Raw genomic sequence first — 15,819 nt, 5'->3', positions numbered from 1 at the left:
GCCCGTTCTATTCGTCGAGGTTCCACCCTCCGACAGCTCCCTCGACGACCAGCCGCAGCTGATCCAGAGCGCCGTTGTGCGGGACCAGTTCAGCCATGGCGCCGTACAACGCCCGCAGCGCCGCACTCTCGTCCCGGTAGTGCCGGCAGCGGTGCACGAGTCGCCCGAGGTGCTCGCGGCGGCCGGACCGCTCCTCGACCTCGAAGGAGTACGGCAGCCCCAACCGGCGGCCCATGGTCTCCAGCAGGTCCTGTCGGCCCTCCGATCGCCCGAGTGAGGGGAACACCATCAGGGCTTCGACCAGTTCGGCGTCGCTCGGTGGCTGCGGCCGCCGCGACGCGAGGTTCGGCTCGTACCCGGCCTCGCGGAGTACCGCGTGTAAGGCCGACACCGGAACGAACCAGCCACCCCTGTCGTTGTGGTAGTCCCGGCTGGCCTTGAGCACGCCCACGGTCAGTCCCTCCGCATCGAGCAGCATGCAGCCGCTGAAGCCCGGGCGTATTCCGTCCCCCAGGATCCTTCCGAACTCTCCGGAGCGCCCCGTGACATGCAACCGCAGGCTGTCGGGCTGGACGCCCGGCGTCGGAGTCTCCGCCGAGAATCCGAGTGCCGTCACGGCGATGCCCGGCTCGGGGTCGGCGCCGACGAGGTGGGTGATCGGATGGCCGAGACGCTCGGGGACCTGTAAGAGGGCCAGATCGGGAAAGGGGTAGAACCGGGAATCACCGCCGTGCGTTGGCCAGGCCCGAATGGCCTCGGGCGCGACCTTGTGGGATCCCGAGGCGTCGCCGACCGTGATGTTCGCGGCGTGAGCACCACTCACCACATGGGCGGCAGTGGCCACCACACCCTCGGCAACGAAGAAGCCGGAGCCCTTGAACGTGTCGCCGACGGCGATCCAGACCGCACAGGCGTGCGGCTCGGCGGGCCCGCGCACTTACAACTCCCGTCCCTCGTGTGTGTCGGGGGCGGCTGGAGGGCGGCGCGATGCCAGATCCCAGGACAACCGGACGGTGAGTCCCGCCTCGCTGCCGGCCTCCGCGACGATCCCCATGAGCCGGCCGGACTTCACCGCCAGTTTCAGACCGAACTCGACCTCGAACGCGTCCGGATTTCCGGCCTCCGGTCCGGTGACCGTCTCGGCTGCCCAGCGGCCCAGTCCGCGCACGGTGTCGCGCACCTGATCCAGGGTGAGGGCGACAGCCTCGCCAGCCCTGGCGGCCCGGTCGCGCAAGCCGGCGTCGCCGAAGGAGGTGGATTCGTTTATGTCCTGGAATTGCAGGTCGCCGATTACCTCGGCCTCCACGGTGGTGCCGTCTTCCAGTTCGATCGTCACCGCACCGGTCGTCATATCAGTCAGCTGAGTCCCCTGTGAGCCAAAATGATCGTGAAAGACGAGCATCCTCACGATAGGCCAGGCAAGGCCACGATGGAGGCGCTTCCCTCAATTCCATCCGGCGGCCGACGCTCGGGCACCGAGCGACGCCGTGCAGCCGGGAGATGGGGCACGCGCAACTTGGTCGGCGTCTTCCTCCAGCCGCGCCTTTCCGCCTGCACCTCCCGAGGGTGCTTGCCGTGCTTGAGGTAGTAGCGGCCGTCCGCCGTGACGACCGCTACGGGTGGCCCGCTGCTGCGCCACGTTCTCTTGATCAATCCGCGCTTTTCAAGCGCCGCAGCCGTGTGGATGGCCGTTGGCGGGAGAACCAAGGCCTCAGAAGCAGCCGCGACCTCTCGCAGCATCGCGGCTTGCTTCTCCGACAATGAGTACTTCACGGCCCAGAACTCCGCTTGGCTCAGTGCAGGGAGGAGCGTCACGATAGGCGGCAGAGGCAGGGTGCTGCCGGGTTTCGCAGCCCGCCCGGGTGGCTAGAGCCGTGTGAGGGTTCGGGCTTGATCAGTCGATGTCCGGATCGTCGGACTCTTCGAGGAGGCGGGTCGCGAGGTCGTCGGCCCACTCCACGGCCCAGGTACGAAGAGCAGTGATCGTGGTCTCGTCCAGGCCGTATGCGGCGAAGGCTTCGTCGTCGGTCCACTCGGCGCCCGTGAGGTTCGCCTGCAGGTCCTCGCGCTCGAAGCGGCCGCGGGCGTGGCGGCGGCCGAACTCTTCGAGCTCGGCGTTGGTCCAGCGGCGGGAGGCTGCGAACACGTCGATCAGGTCGCGGGGGGCTCCGCGGTCGGCGAGGGCGCGGACCTTGGTCCCGATCACGTCCTCCTCCGCGAGGACGGGTCCGTAGGGGCTCTGGGTGACCGCCGCCAGAAGATCCTTGAGGATGTCGACCTCGCATTCCTGCCCGGTGGCCGGGTCGGTCACGGTGAAGCGGGCGGACAGTGGGGCGGTCTCCAGCGCGTGCACCTTCCAGCCCCGGGCTTCCAGGCCGGCGCGGAGCGTGGCTGCGATGTCGGCCATGGGCGCCGGGTTCTCGGTGGCGACGTCGAGGTCCTGGCTGGGGCGGTTCACGAGGCGGTGCGCCCGCACGGCATATCCCCCGGTGAGTACCAAGGGATACGGGGCGCCGAGGGCGATCACATCCGCCAGGAGCCGTGTGTGCAGCTCCGGCATGTCCGTCACGCGCAGCCTGGTGCGGGAGGCGAGCGGAAGGCGTCTTCCCATACGGCGCGCACGGTGCGGCCGACGAGGGTGCGCAGCACCGGCCACAGCTGGAGGAGCAGGTCCCGGTTGAGGTAGCGGGGCAGGTCGTCGCGCAGGCCCTCGTGCAGGACGGTGCGGTACAGGCCCATGCGCTGGCGCGGCTTGCCTAGGTCGTACGAGGTCATCCCCGACCAGGCCATGTGCAGCGGCAGCTCCACGACCCCGTGGGTGGGGCCGTGCAACGCGTCCAGCGACTCCGGCAGACGCCGCCGGAACTTCTCCCGGTACAGTGCGAGGTCCTCGGCGACCGGGCCCGAGAGGCCGCTCGGCGTGGGTGCGGCATGCTGTGGGCTGGAGGGCATGACTCCATTATGGCGGCCTGAGAAGCGGTGCGGGTCATGATGTGCGAGCCTGCGTCCGGAGCGAGCGGGAGCGGGCTGGTGCAGGTGAGCTGGTCGTGGCAGCCTGTTCCGCCCGAAGAGGAGGGATGGACTGTGGGTCATGACGCTCGTTTGACGCTCAGGGCGCCCGCCCGCGGGACAGCGAGCCGATAAACCGGCTCTGACCTGGTCTTTTCCGTGACTCGCCCAGGCCGACACCTTTCCGATGACGCATCATGTGGAGTGCGTGGCGATTCTGGAGCCGACGGCGAAGGGCCGCTGACCAGCTGTTTTATCGTTGGTTGGGGTGTTCGACCTGAGCACAGCGGGGTGCCGTTTTCGTCGGCCCGGTCGGCGATGGTGTTTCGTCACCAACGGTGATGCAGCGAGTGGCCGAGCTTGCAGATCCGGTCTCGTCCGGACGCAATCAGTCGATGTCCGGATCGTCGGACTCTTCGAGGAGGCGGGTCGCGAGGTCGTCGGCCCACTCCACGGCCCAGGTACGAAGAGCAGTGATCGTGGTCTCGTCCAGGCCGTATGCGGCGAAGGCTTCGTCGTCGGTCCACTCGGCGCCCGTGAGGTTCGCCTGCAGGTCCTCGCGCTCGAAGCGGCCGCGGGCGTGGCGGCGGCCGAACTCTTCGAGCTCGGCGTTGGTCCAGCGGCGGGAGGCTGCGAACACGTCGATCAGGTCGCGGGGGGCTCCGCGGTCGGCGAGGGCGCGGACCTTGGTCCCGATCACGTCCTCCTCCGCGAGGACGGGTCCGTAGGGGCTCTGGGTGACCGGCCGCCAGAAGATCTCCTTGAGGATGTCGACCTCGCATTCCTGCCCGGTGGCCGGGTCGGTCACGGTGAAGCGGGCGGACAGTGGGGCGGTCTCCAGCGCGTGCACCTTCCAGCCCCGGGCTTCCAGGCCGGCGCGGAGCGTGGCTGCGATGTCGGCCATGGGCGCCGGGTTCTCGGTGGCGACGTCGAGGTCCTGGCTGGGGCGGTTCACGAGGCGGTGCGCCCGCACGGCATATCCCCCGGTGAGTACCAAGGGATACGGGGCGCCGAGGGCGATCACATCCGCCAGGAGCCGTGTGTGCAGCTCCGGCATGTCCGTCACGCGGCAGCCTGGGTGCGGGAGGCGAGCTGGGGGAAGGCGTCTTCCCATACGGCGCGCACGGTGCGGCCGACGAGGGTGCGCAGCACCGGCCACAGCTGGAGGAGCAGGTCCCGGTTGAGGTAGCGGGGCAGGTCGTCGCGCAGGCCCTCGTGCAGGACGGTGCGGTACAGGCCCATGCGCTGGCGCGGCTTGCCTAGGTCGTACGAGGTCATCCCCGACCAGGCCATGTGCAGCGGCAGCTCCACGACCCCGTGGGTGGGGCCGTGCAACGCGTCCAGCGACTCCGGCAGACGCCGCCGGAACTTCTCCCGGTACAGTGCGAGGTCTCGCGGGCGAGCTCGGCCTCGAAGTCGTCGGCGTCGCCGGGGAAGCAGTAGCCCGTGACGAGGGCCGCGCGGAGTTCGCCGATGGTGCGCATCGGAGGCAGGTGAGGCGGTTCGGGGGCTGCCAGGTGCGTGGTCATGGCGATGCCGGCTCCTTCTTCGCGATGTCGGTTTTCACCGAACCTGGGCATGCCCGGTGTTCACCTGATCTGCCGTTCTGTCTCCGCGCCGTTCGACCCGTTCACGCCCAGCTTGGTCCGGCTGCGCTCGTTGGCTTCGGCGAGGCGGGCGCGGAGCAGTTCGGCGGGGGTGAGCGGCTGGATGCGGTGCGTGTCGGCGTCCCACTCCCGGCCGCAGGAGAGGGGGCGGAGCTGGAGGTACGGCCCCTCGTGGCCCATGACGATGCCGATGCGGTCGCGGGTGGGGTCGTAGACGGCGGTGCCGGGTGGGGGAGGGGCGGACTCGGCGCTGGGGTGGTGGTGTCATTCGGCGGCGCCCTTGGCGATGACGGTCGCGAGCGCGAGGGCGACAGGGGCGGAGCAGACGCCGAGGTGGACGAGGGCGTAGCGGGCGCTGGCGGGGGTGCGGGTGCCTTCTGCGGTGCCCTCGGTGTCGTCGGGGAGCGGGTCACTCCACGGGGTGCGGACGTCCATCGCGGGGAGCTGGATGCCGGCCTGGGTGAGGGCGGCGGCGAGGGCGTCGCGGGCGGCGGTGGCTTCCTGGAGCTTCGGGGTGAGTTCGCGGGTGCCGGGCGTGGTGGGGTTCGGCATGTGCGTCCTTCTGGCAGGGGGAGGGGTGCTGGTTGCTCATTCCTGGTTCGGCTGCGTCGAGCACGTGCGGTGAATTACCGTGCGTAGTCGGCGCGTTACGAGAATGCCGTCAGGTGAGCCGGGACATGCCGTGGGCGGGGTCCCGTTCCCCGCTTGCTGGCGCACGTTCCACAACTTCCACAAGTACGTCTGCGTAGGGAAGGAGCCGCGATGCCGCAACGGCGCGTCGTCACAAGCCGCAGTCAGGAACCGCGCCAACGGTTCGCCGAGGAGTTACGGCAACTGCGGGCCGACAAGGGGGGACAGCCTGCGGCAGCTCGGGGAGCGGCTGGGGTGGGACTGGTCGCTGTTCGGCAAGATGGAGAAGGGGGAGACGCTGGGCGGGCCGGAGGTCGTCCAGGCGTTGGACCAGTACTTCGGGACGCCGGGGATGTTGCTGGCGTTGTGGGAGTTGGCGCGGGCGGATCACACGCAGTTCCGCGAGCAGTATCGGCAGTACATGGCCCTGGAGGCCGAGGCGGACAGCCTGTGGCACTTCGCCGTGAGCGTGTTGCCGGGGTTGTTGCAGACGCCGGGGTATGCGCGGGAGGTTCTGGCTGCGGGTGGGCTGAAGGGGGAGGAGCTGGAGCGGCAGGTCGAGGCTCGGATGGGGCGGCGGGAGCTGCTGGACGGGGAAGATGCACCGCCGTTCCGCACGATCCTGTCGGAAGCTGTCCTGCGGACACCGCTGCGCAACGGGTCCGCTTGGCGAGAGCAGTTGGAGTACCTCGCAGAGATGGCCGAGCAGCCGAACGTGACCATTCATGTGCTGCCGTTCAGCGCTGGCCCGTACGGCCTGGACAGTACGGACGTGTGGTTCCTGAGGCTGCCGGATGGGCGTACGGTGGCCTACACCGAGAACGCACACCGCGGCGAACTGATTGAGGGGTACGGCCCGGTCGAGCGCCTGCAACGTGCCTACGATGCGGTGCGCGACATGGCTATGTCCCCCGCCGAGTCGCGGAAGTTCATCCTGCGCATGTTGGAGGAAGTACCGTGCGACCCCTCGTCCTGAACGCCGTGACCTGGCGCAAGAGCTCCTACAGCAACTCGGATGGTGGCGCGTGCATTGAGGTCTCCGACGACTTCGACGCCGTCGTCCCCGTACGTGACAGCAAGCAGATGAACAACAGCCCTGTGATTGCGTTCGCGTCTGATGGATGGGCCGCGTTCGTGACGGCCCTGAATAAGGGCGAACTCGGCACCTGACTCGCCCCTGACCAGCGGGCTCACTGCTGCTCGGCCAGGTCCTTCTCCAGGGCGTGTGCCGTGGTGTCCAGGGCCGTCACCAGGGACTGGAGGGTGGGCGGGTCGTAGCGCACGCTGGGCATCGACACCGACAGGCCGGCCAGCGCGATGCCGTCCCGGTCGCGCACCGGTACGCCGACGGCGACGAGACCGCGCCGGTACGCGAGACGGGCTCGTCCGTCTACCAGGTGTTCGACGGCTCCGGCACCGTCACCGTCGGCGAGACCACCTGGTCGGTCACCCGCGGCGACCTGTTCGTCGTGCCCTCCTGGCAGCCGCTGAGCGTCCGCTCCGAGGCCGGCTCCACCGACTCCGACTCCGGCGCCCTGGACCTGTTCCGGTTCAGCGACTCGCCCGTCTTCGAAGCCCTGCGGCTCGACCGTACCCATGTGGGAGGAACCGTTCCTAGAGGCTGAGCGGGAGTGGGTCCTGTTGCCAGGACCCATGCTCAGCCGGACGCCCCGAACGGTGTTGGGCGTCCTGGTCGACCGCGTTCGCTCCGCGTCCGGCGCGCACGGATCGTGTCCGTGGTCCGGGGACGCGGGGGCGGTCTCCCTCACGCCCCGGAGTGTCCGGTCTGGACGGTCCGATGCCCCGCACGATCGCTCTGGTCGTGCGGGGGCGGTGCTGTCCTCCCACCGCTCACTGTCGTGCTCCGGCCCGGCCGCGCAGCGCGCCTTCAGGTCACGGGAGGCCAGCGAACCCAGATGGTCACCGACCAGACGAAGAACCTTCTCGTCTGCGGCGGTGAAGTGCTTGAGCCGAGTACGGACCGCGACCCCGGACGGGCCGGGCACCACGAACGGCGCCGCCAACTCCGCAGCCACCCACCCCTTCACCCCCACGACACGAGCCGACGAACCCACTGCCCCGCCCAACGACCACCACCCGCAAAGGTCACGCATTCGACACAGGAACCCCCGTTCCCATCTCCCGACATCCACACCCGCCGTGCCCCGGACACTCACTCATGTACGCCAGTAGGCGCCAGTACGCAGCCAATCGACAGCAGCTCACCACCCCTCGCAACGGGGCTCATTTCGGGGACCTGCGTCCGGCTGTCCGTTCCCTGCCCCTACCGTGGACCCCTGGACGACCGGGGGCAGATGCGGAGGGGGTAGGAGGTCGTGCGCAGGGTTCCTTCGGAGATGTTCCGGTTCACCACGGGTGAGCGCGCCGATCTGTACAACGCGGTACTCGACGCCTTCGGCGTCGCAGGGGAGCATCTGGAGACGGCGCTCGGACTGGATGGCGTACGCGAGCGACTGCGCACGGTGGGCTGGCTGGCGGCGGTCGAGGACCAGGAGCTGCACGAGGCGTTGACGCAGCTGGTGCGCTGGGGGCTGCTGGACGTGATCCAGAACCATGCGGAGAACTACCGCACGGCCGAGGAATACGAGCGGCGCAACCTGCAGTACTCGCTGACCCGGCGCGGCGAGGCGGCACTCGCCGGGGTGCGGCACGCGCTCGATGTCCTCGCCGCGACGGGGGCGCTGCAGAGCGCCGTCCTGGAGGCGATCACCGACCGCCTCGACGAGCTGTGTCTCCTGGCCGGCGAGCCCGCCTCGGCCGACCGCCGGATCTTCAGCGCGTTGCGGGAGCTCGAGGGCCACCTCGAGGCCCTGGTGGAGAACACCAAGGCGTTCAACGGCGAGTTGCAGCGCCTGCTGCGTGCCGAGGGCGCGGACCTGGACGTGTTTCGTGAGGTGAAGGCCGCCACCATCGCGTACCTGCAGGAGTTCCTGGTCAACCTGGACCGGCGCGGACATGCTGTGGCCGCAGCGGTGGCCCGGGTGGAGGAGCAGGGTGTGGCCGTCCTGCGCGAGCGGGCGTTGCGCGGGGCCGATCTGCCGCCGGTGGCCGGCACGGACCCCGCGCCTGCCTGGCTGGAGAGCCGGCGGGCGCGCTGGGCGGGCCTGCGGGCATGGTTCCTGCCGGACGACGGAACGCGGCCGAGAATCGACCAGCTGCACGACATCGCCCGGCGCGCCATCGTCTCCCTCCTCCAGGTCCTGGAGCGGATCAACGAGTCACGGCGCCGTTCCTCCAGCGCCGTGCAGGACTTCCGGGAGCTTGCGCGCTGGTTCGCCGCGGCGCCCGGCGAGGAGGACCTGCACCGGCTGTGGTCGGCAGCCTTCGGTCTGGGCTCGGCGCGCCACGCCCATCTTGCCCACCCCGACCCGGAGTTGATCCCCTCGTCGCTGTCCTGGTCCGAGGCCCCGCCGGTGGCGGTGTCGGCACTGCTGCGCACCAGTGGCAGAACCGAGCGGTTCACCCGCACGGCCAGGGTGCGCGACATCGCGGCAGTCAAGGCCGAGCGCACCGAGCGGGCCCGCGCGGAGCGAGCAGAACTCGCGCGCGCCTGGAGGGCGCTGGCCACCGACGGGCCGGTGCGGCTCTCCTCCTTCGGCGCACTCGATCCAGCGGTCTTCGAGCGGCTGCTCGATCTTCTGGGCCGGGCCCTGTCCGCCCGCCCGGACACCACCGGGCTGCGCCGCGCGAGTACCGGAGACGGCCGGGTGGAGATCACGCTGGCCCCGCCGCCCGACGGCCGCACCGCGGTGCTGCGCACCGCACAGGGCGTACTGGCCGGGCCGGACTATGTCGTAGCCATCACTACTGCGGACGCTGAGGGTGCTTTCCCGACCCCCGCGCGAGGGGAGGAGGCGGCGGGATGAGCACGCTCGCGAACCAACTGGCGACTGCCGAGCGGGAGGAAGTCGCCCGGGGCATCCGGCTGCTGCTGGCCCGGCCCCTGCTCACCGAGGCCGCCGACCCGGTCGGCTTCGACCTGGTCCGGCGCCGTCGCGAGCCGTTGGCCAAGTGGTTCGACTACACCTGCGGTTGGACCCTGGCAGTGGAGCCCCGGCGGGGTTACGCGCGGCTGGCCAAGGTCCGCACCCTCGCCGACTCCTCTCGGCCGGCGCGTCGGCAGCGCTCCGGCCGGACCCCGTTCGACCGCCGGCGTTACGTGCTGCTCTGCGTGGCCGCGGCCGAGCTGCTGTCGATGCCGATGACCACCATCGGCCTGCTCGCCGACCGCGTCGTGCAGGCCACCGCCGCCGACGAGGCGCTGCCCGCCTTCGAACCGGTCCACCGACCGGAGCGTTCGGCGTTCGTCGATGTCCTGAAGCTGCTGGAGTCGTACGGCGTGCTGCGGGCCGTGGACGGGGCGACGGAGACGTATGTGGAGTCGACGGAGGCGAAGGTGCTCTACCGGGTGGACACCACACTGCTCATGCGGCTTCCCGCGGCGCCCGTCGGCGCCTCCCGGCAGGCCGTGCCGTGGGACGAAGTGCCGCTGCGCTTCGAGGAACTGCTCGCTGGACTGGTACAGGAGCGGCGGTACGGCGGCACCCTCCCGCCGCCGGGCGCCGGTCAGGCGGACGGCGAACCCACGGTCGTCTCAGAGGCACAGCGGAACCTGTGGCTGCGCCACTCGGTCCTGCGCCGCCTCTTCGACGACCCCGTGCTCTACCGCGCCGACCTCACCGAGGACGAGTTGGCCTACGTCACATCGCTGACGGGGCGCCAGATTCTGCGCCGCGCCGTCGAGCAGGCCGGCTTCGTCCTGGAAGAGCGGGCCGAGGGGTTTCTGCTCGTCGACCCGGACGCACTTGCCACCGACAGTCGCTTTCCCGACGACACCTCCACCGCCCGTGTCGCGGCCCTGCTCCTGTTGGAGCGGATCTGCGCGGCGCCGGGCGGGATGCTTCCGGAGCAGCTCGCCGAGGCCGGTGGCGAGTTGCTGCGCCGTTTCCCCGGCTGGGCGAAGGCGTATCAGTCCGAGGACGGGGCGGCGCGCCTGACCGAGGACGCAGTGCGGGTGCTGTGCGACACCGGACTGGCTCGCAGGGCCGGGGGACGCACCGTGGCACGCCCGGCCGCCTACCGGTACCGCGTCGCGGAGACCAGGACCACGGGTGTCGAGGGAGGCCTGCGATGAGTGTGACGGAACTCCCGGTGCGCCGGCCCGAGGAACCTTCCGGAGCGGCCGCGCCGTCCGGGGTCGCGGCGAACGCGGCCGGCAGCCGCTGGCTGCCGCACCGCGCGGGCATCCTCAACGTCTGGCGCTACTACGACGAGACCTTCACCTTCCACCAGGGACGACTGCTGCTGCGCGGGCAGAACGGCTCTGGCAAGTCCAAGGCCCTCGAGCTGCTGCTGCCCTTCCTCTTCGACGCCAGTCTGCGCCCCAACCGGCTGTCCACCTTCGGCGGTTCGGAGCGCACGATGCACTGGAACCTGATGGGGGAGGGAACCTCCGGCAAGACCCGTGTCGGCTATGTGTGGATGGAGTTCCGCCGCCTCGGCGAGGGCGGCGAGGAGCTGTGGTTCACCTGCGGGGCCAGGTTGCAGGCGAGCGTGCACACCAGCGGTGTGCAGGCCGACTACTTCACCACCACCGGCCGGGTCGCGTGCCCCGGCGGAGTGTCCCTGGTCAACGAGTCGGCACAGCCGCTGACCCGTGCCGCCCTCGCCGAGGCGCTGCGCGGACAGGGCGAGGCGCATGCCTCGGCCGCCGACCACCGCAGTGCCGTACGACGCGTGCTTTTCCCGGGAATGGGAGAGCAGCGCTACGAGTCGCTGCTGGCCGCCCTCCTCCAGCTGCGCCAGCCCAAACTGTCGGAGAGGCTCGACCCGTCCCTGCTCTCCACCCTCCTGTCGCGGGCTCTGCCGCCGCTGGGCGAAGGCGAGATCGCCGAACTCGCAGAGGGTTTCGAGCGGCTGGACCGACAGCGCGAGCACCTGAAGCGGCTCGACGAGGAGGTGGCGGCTGCCGAGACCGTCGCATCCCGACAGCGCGGCTACGCGCGGCGGGTGCTCCGCGCCGGCTCCGCCGCCCTGATCTCGGCGACCACCGAGATGGACAACCTCACCCGCGTCGCCCGAGCGAGCGCCCAGGAACACGAACAGGCCCTGGAAGAGCGGGAGTCGGCCCAGGCGCGGCGGGAGGAGCACGAGCGGCGCGGGCACGCGCTGGAGGAGACCATCGAGGGGCTGCGGGAGAGCGACGCCTACAAGCGGGGCGAGGAACTCGACCGGCTCCGCCGCCGTACCGACGACGCCGAGGCCACTGCCCGGCGGTCGCGTGCCACCGCGGAGACCCTGCGAGGCCGGGCGGAGGGGGACCGGGCACAGGCCGACGAGGCCGCACGCCGCGCTCGTACGCTGAACGACCATGTCCACGAAGCCGCCGAGGACGCCCGCCGGTCCGCTCGGGCGGCAGGCCTGGAGTCCGTTCACCATGAGGCGAGGGCGCTGCTCGAAGGGGTGCGCTCACGCGCCGACACCGATGAGACCGCATCGACGGACAGCAGGGCGGGTGACGACCGGTCCCGGCACGCCCGCCGGCTGTTGCGGGGGGCGGTCAGCTCCCGGCGGGAGCAGATCAGGCTCGTCGCCGAGGCGATGGACACGCACGAGCGTGCGATGCGTGACCGCACCTCGGCCGAGCAGACGCTGGAGCAGACCCGCACGCGGCTCGCGGAGGCCGTCGCCCTCCGGGACGACGCGGCCCGCGCCTGGGAGGACGCCCTCGCCCGACAAGCGGAGCGGTTGCGTTCCTGGGCCGAGACCTGCACGGAACTGCGGATCACCGATCGCGAGGAACTTGCCGCCCGGGCGGGCTCCGAGACCGAGGTGATGGCACTGGTGGACGCCGCCGTCCGCAGAGTGGAGCGGGAGATCGCGGAAGGTGAGGCCGACGCCCGGGCCGCCCACCAGGGTCTGCTGGACGAACGGACCGGGCTCGTGGGGGAGGTGGAACGGCTGCGTCGGGAGACGGACCTGCCCCCCACCCCTCCGCCGACCCGGACCGCGGACCGCTCCGCCATGGCGGGCGCGCCGCTGTGGCGGCTGGTCGCCTTCCACGACTACGTCCCGGCCGCCGTACAGGCGGGAGTGGAAGCCGCGCTGCAGGCATCAGGGCTGCTGGACGCCTGGGTCAGCCCGCACGACGGCGTCACGCTGCCCGGCCACGACACCCGCGCCGAGGCGGCGCTGGCCGTGCCCGTACCGGGCCCGAGCCTGCTGGAGGTGCTGCGTCCCGAAGAGGAACTCCCGGTCCCGGCCGCGACCGTCACCCGCCTCCTCGCCGGCGTCGCGTACGGCACGCACCTGCCCGACGGACACCCGGCCGCCATCGCAGCCGACGGCGCCTGGCGGCTCGCCCCCGCCACGGGCACCTGGAGCAAACCGGAACCCGCGCACATCGGCGCCCTCGCCCGGCAGCGCGCCCGGGAACGCCGCATCGCCGAACTGACCGACCGTATCGGCGAGGTGAACGCCGCACTGGCCGCACTGGACGACCAGCTGCGCGCGCTGGCCGCACGCCGAGCCTGCCTCGACGCGGACCGTGCGGCCCGCCCGGATCACCGGGAGCTCGATGCCCGGCTCCGCGACTGGGATCGTGCCGAGGAACGGGTGGCCGCACGGGACGATGCCGTACGCGAGGCCGTGGCCCGCCTGGAGCAGCGTGAGGAGGACGTGACGGCCGCCCTGCGCCGGTTGAGCCGGCGGTCTGCCGAGCACGGCATGCCCACCGATCGCGGGCTGCTGGGTGAACTGTCCACCGCCGTCGACGCGTTCCGGGACACCGCCGACACCTGGGTGGACGCGTGCCTCAGCGCGGCGGCGGCCGTCGAGAGCGCCGGGCAGCTGGCTGCCCAGGCGGAGCGTTCCGCCCAGGCCGCCCGGGAACAGGCCGAGGAAGCGGCGGGCGCGCAGGCCGAGGCCGACGGGCTGCGGGCGCGACTCGAGGCGGTGGAGTCCACCGTCGGCGAGGACTACCGGCAGGTCGTCGCGCGCGTCGCCGACACGCGGGCCGAGCTCGTCCGCTGCCGTGACGAGGCCCGACGCGCGGGCGAGGACCTGCTGCGCCTCGAAGGGCGTATCGGAGAACTGCGGGCCACCAGTGAACAGGACGCCGAGCGGAGGGAGCAGGCCGTCGCAGCTCGGGACGGTGCGGCACGCCGGTTCCGGCACCTGTGCCTGCTCGGCCTGGCCGAGGACGCCGGCATCAGCCTGGAGCTCGGTGCCGAGGACGGCGCCAAGGCCACCCTCGAGGCCGCCCGCGCGACCGCGGCGAAGTGGCCGGACATCCCGTATGCCGCACGCAATCTGGGCGACGCCGCCAACCGCCTGTCCGAATCCGTCCACCAGGCTCGTCAGCACCTCGGCGCCCGTGCCGACCTGGACCTCGAGACCGACGACGACGTTCAGCTCTTCACGGCCACCCTGGACGGCGTGCGCGTCGGGGCAACGGGCTTGCTGAGGACGCTGACACAGGAGCGCGACGGCAGCCGCGACGACATCAGCGCCGCCGAGCGCCGCCTGTTCGATCAGATTCTCACCGGCGACATCCGCCGCCACCTCGCGGCCCGTATCCGCCAGGCGCACGAACTCGTCGACCGCATGAACGGTCACCTGGAGCGCGTCCGAACCGCCTCCAACGTCGCCGTCCAGCTGGTGTGGCAGGTACGTCCGGATCTGCCGGACGGCACGCGCACCGCCCGCCAGCTGCTGCTCAAGGACCCGGGCCGGATCACCGAGGCCGACCGCGGCGCACTGCACGACTTCTTCCGCTCCCGCATCGACCAGGCCAAGGTCACTGATACCGCGGCGAGTTGGGAGGAGCAGCTGGGCGAGGTGCTCGACTACACGGCCTGGCACCAGTTCACGGTCCGGCTCGATCGCGCGAACGGGGCGGGCTGGCAGCCACTGACCAAGAAGCTTCACGGCGCGCTGTCCGGCGGTGAGAAGGCCATCGCCCTTCACCTTCCCCTGTTCGCCGCCGTCTCCGCCCACTACGAGGCCGTGCCCGAGGCACCCCGCCTGATCCTGCTGGACGAGGTCTTCGTCGGGGTCGACACCGTCAACCGCGGACAGGTCTTCGGCCTGCTCGCCGCGCTCGACCTCGACCTGATGCTCACCTCCGACCATGAGTGGTGTACCTACGGCGAGCTGCCCGGCATCGCCGTGCATCAGTTGCTCACCGGTGCGGACGGAGACGATGCGGTCACCACCGCCCGATTCGTGTGGAACGGGACCGAACTCGCATGACGTACACGGGAATGACACAGGGCGAGGGTGTGCTGCGCCGCCCCGATCTGCGTCCGTTGTGGCTTGCTGTCCACGACCGGCTCTCCTCCGGGCGACCTGTCGCCCGCGTACGCGTCGGACCGCTCGACGAAGCTCAGCGTGCGGCCCTCGCCGACCTGCTCGGCCTGGAGCGGCTGCCGGACGCACGCTCTGCCGTCCCGCTGGCCCGCCTCGAGGAGGCGGTGGCCGAGCTCTGCGGCCGCACGGTGCGTGACGTCGTCGTCGAACTGGTGGGCCCGCTGGGGGACCGCGCGGCCGAGCGGCGCCGACAGGGCGACGAACGGGCCGAGTTGTGGTCGTGGCTGGCGGGCCACGCCATCGTACGAGCCCAGCCCGCCCTCGCCGACTGGGCCGCCTCCTGCCGGACGGCAGGCCTGGTCGGCGGCTCACCGGAGCGCACCCGGGAGCTGCTCACGGCCGCGCTCGCCGTGCTGGAGGCGCTCCCTGCCCAAGGGGAACCCCTGCCCGCCTTCGCCGCACGGGTTCTGAACGGCGACTCCCACGCGCTCGACGACGGCACCCGCCTGTCCTCCCTCGTACTGCGGGCATTGGCGGCGGTCCATGGCATCGACGCGCCGCAGTCCGCGCAGCACCGGCGCGCCCTGTGGGCCCGCGCGGGCATCGCCGACGACGAGTTGTCCACCACTGTCCTGGCCGCCGGGCTGTGCCTCATGGGCGACGGACCGCTGGCCCGCGTGGTGCGCGTGTGCACCGGAGCCGGACAGGCCGCCAGCCTCACCCTCGCGCAGGTGCGTGCCCCGGGTGAGTTCGCCCTCGCCGCAGCGCCCGAGCCAGTCGTCCACGTCACGGAGAATCCCAGCGTTCTGGCCCTCGCCCTGCGGCGGTTCGGCCCGCGGTGCCCGCCGATGGTCTGCACATCGGGCTGGCCCAACAGCGCAGCCATCCGCCTCCTGCGCCTGCTCGCGGACGACGGTGGCGAGCTCCGCTACCACGGCGACTTCGACGGCGAGGGCATTCGCATCGCCGCCTACGTCATGGACAAGACGTCCGCCCGGCCCTGGCGCATGACGGCGGCGGACTACCTCACCGCCGCTGCCCGCGCACCGGGTGGTCCCGGTCCGGGGCGACTGACCGAGGCGCCCTGGGATCCGCAGCTGGCATCCGCGATGGCGGACCACGGCACCGCCGTGGTCGAGGAACTCGTCGCCGACATGCTTCTGGCAGACCTTGCCGGTTTCGCCGCGCGGGACGACGCGAGCGGCGGCTGACTCCGTGCCCACAGCCGCGTGCAGCCGACCCG

Annotated in this window: 14 protein-coding genes and 4 pseudogenes; 7 read left to right on the top strand and 11 right to left on the bottom strand. The window is 71.4% G+C overall.

Annotated elements, in window-relative coordinates; translation table 11 throughout:
• Positions 1–7: 7 nt before the first annotated feature.
• The 8 genes from StrepF001_RS27995 to StrepF001_RS27955 form a co-directional block, all read right to left on the bottom strand.
• Positions 8–937, bottom strand: a complete 930-nt coding sequence (locus StrepF001_RS27995; RefSeq protein WP_129801003.1) for a trypsin-like peptidase domain-containing protein — start codon at positions 935–937, stop codon at positions 8–10.
• A complete protein-coding gene (locus StrepF001_RS27990) occupies positions 938–1,336 on the bottom strand; it encodes a CU044_2847 family protein (RefSeq protein WP_129801002.1) in 399 nt (132 codons plus the stop codon).
• A 558-nt stretch (positions 1,337–1,894) separates the two neighbouring features.
• Positions 1,895–2,560: a nucleotidyl transferase AbiEii/AbiGii toxin family protein gene (locus StrepF001_RS27985; protein ID WP_206306971.1), complete on the bottom strand. Its 666-nt coding sequence runs from the start codon at positions 2,558–2,560 to the stop codon at positions 1,895–1,897.
• A 5-nt stretch (positions 2,561–2,565) separates the two neighbouring features.
• Positions 2,566–2,952 (bottom strand): hypothetical protein, encoded by a 387-nt coding sequence (locus tag StrepF001_RS27980; protein ID WP_129801001.1) that lies wholly within the window; start codon positions 2,950–2,952, stop codon positions 2,566–2,568.
• Positions 2,953–3,397: 445 nt separating this feature from the next.
• Positions 3,398–4,066: a nucleotidyl transferase AbiEii/AbiGii toxin family protein gene (locus StrepF001_RS27975; protein WP_206306961.1), complete on the bottom strand. Its 669-nt coding sequence runs from the start codon at positions 4,064–4,066 to the stop codon at positions 3,398–3,400.
• Positions 4,067–4,071: 5 nt separating this feature from the next.
• Positions 4,072–4,449: a hypothetical protein gene (locus StrepF001_RS27970; protein WP_240797722.1), complete on the bottom strand. Its 378-nt coding sequence runs from the start codon at positions 4,447–4,449 to the stop codon at positions 4,072–4,074.
• Between the two features lie 149 nt (positions 4,450–4,598).
• Positions 4,599–4,796 carry a hypothetical protein gene (locus StrepF001_RS27960; protein ID WP_165396396.1) on the bottom strand — a complete coding sequence of 66 codons (198 nt, stop codon included), beginning with the start codon at positions 4,794–4,796 and terminating at the stop codon, positions 4,599–4,601.
• An 84-nt stretch (positions 4,797–4,880) separates the two neighbouring features.
• A complete protein-coding gene (locus tag StrepF001_RS27955) occupies positions 4,881–5,168 on the bottom strand; it encodes a hypothetical protein (RefSeq protein WP_129800996.1) in 288 nt (95 codons plus the stop codon).
• A gap of 210 nt (positions 5,169–5,378) precedes the next feature.
• On the opposite strand from StrepF001_RS27955, the pseudogene StrepF001_RS27950 reads away from it, so the two are divergent.
• Both StrepF001_RS27950 and StrepF001_RS27945 read left to right on the top strand, forming a co-directional pair.
• Positions 5,379–6,222 (top strand): annotated as a pseudogene (locus tag StrepF001_RS27950) (helix-turn-helix transcriptional regulator).
• Positions 6,204–6,416: a DUF397 domain-containing protein gene (locus tag StrepF001_RS27945; protein WP_129800995.1), complete on the top strand. Its 213-nt coding sequence runs from the start codon at positions 6,204–6,206 to the stop codon at positions 6,414–6,416. The pseudogene StrepF001_RS27950 and the gene StrepF001_RS27945 overlap by 19 nt, the downstream one beginning before the upstream one ends.
• 20 nt (positions 6,417–6,436) lie before the next feature.
• Here the strand turns inward: StrepF001_RS27945 and StrepF001_RS27940 are convergent, their stop codons facing one another.
• Positions 6,437–6,583, bottom strand: coding sequence for a hypothetical protein (locus StrepF001_RS27940; RefSeq protein ID WP_240797708.1), 147 nt, complete (start codon positions 6,581–6,583; stop codon positions 6,437–6,439).
• Here StrepF001_RS27940 and StrepF001_RS48385 point away from each other — a divergent pair.
• Positions 6,581–6,871: pseudogene (locus StrepF001_RS48385) on the top strand (cupin); the annotation flags it as partial. The gene StrepF001_RS27940 and the pseudogene StrepF001_RS48385 sit on opposite strands and share 3 nt — an antisense overlap.
• Here StrepF001_RS48385 and StrepF001_RS48380 read toward each other — a convergent pair.
• A pseudogene (locus tag StrepF001_RS48380) lies at positions 6,861–7,089 on the bottom strand (hypothetical protein); the annotation flags it as partial. The pseudogenes StrepF001_RS48385 and StrepF001_RS48380 sit on opposite strands and share 11 nt — an antisense overlap.
• A gap of 1 nt (position 7,090) precedes the next feature.
• Positions 7,091–7,286: pseudogene (locus StrepF001_RS48375) on the bottom strand (IS200/IS605 family accessory protein TnpB-related protein); the annotation flags it as partial.
• Positions 7,287–7,603: 317 nt separating this feature from the next.
• On the opposite strand from StrepF001_RS48375, the gene StrepF001_RS27920 reads away from it, so the two are divergent.
• The 4 genes from StrepF001_RS27920 to StrepF001_RS27905 are packed head-to-tail and all read left to right on the top strand — an operon-like array spanning position 7,604 to position 15,787.
• A complete protein-coding gene (locus StrepF001_RS27920; RefSeq protein WP_206306970.1) occupies positions 7,604–9,133 on the top strand; it encodes a TIGR02677 family protein in 1,530 nt (509 codons plus the stop codon).
• The gene (locus tag StrepF001_RS27915) at positions 9,130–10,401 is read left to right on the top strand and encodes a TIGR02678 family protein (protein WP_129800993.1); all 1,272 of its coding nucleotides are present in this window, start codon (positions 9,130–9,132) and stop codon (positions 10,399–10,401) included. Before StrepF001_RS27920 ends, StrepF001_RS27915 begins: the two co-directional genes overlap by 4 nt.
• Entirely contained in the window at positions 10,398–14,519 is a 4,122-nt protein-coding gene (locus tag StrepF001_RS27910) for a TIGR02680 family protein (protein ID WP_129800992.1), read from the top strand. The genes StrepF001_RS27915 and StrepF001_RS27910 overlap by 4 nt, the downstream gene beginning before the upstream one ends.
• Complete coding sequence (locus StrepF001_RS27905; protein WP_129800991.1) at positions 14,516–15,787, top strand: TIGR02679 family protein; 1,272 nt, start codon at positions 14,516–14,518, stop codon at positions 15,785–15,787. The genes StrepF001_RS27910 and StrepF001_RS27905 overlap by 4 nt, the downstream gene beginning before the upstream one ends.
• The last annotated feature ends 32 nt before the right edge of the window (positions 15,788–15,819 follow it).

Origin of the sequence: Streptomyces sp. F001, assembly GCF_004187715.1 — a bacterium.
GTDB lineage: Bacteria > Actinomycetota > Actinomycetes > Streptomycetales > Streptomycetaceae > Streptomyces > Streptomyces flavusporus.
Note: the sequence above shows the minus strand (reverse complement) of the source record. Positions and strands in the feature narration are given on the sequence as shown.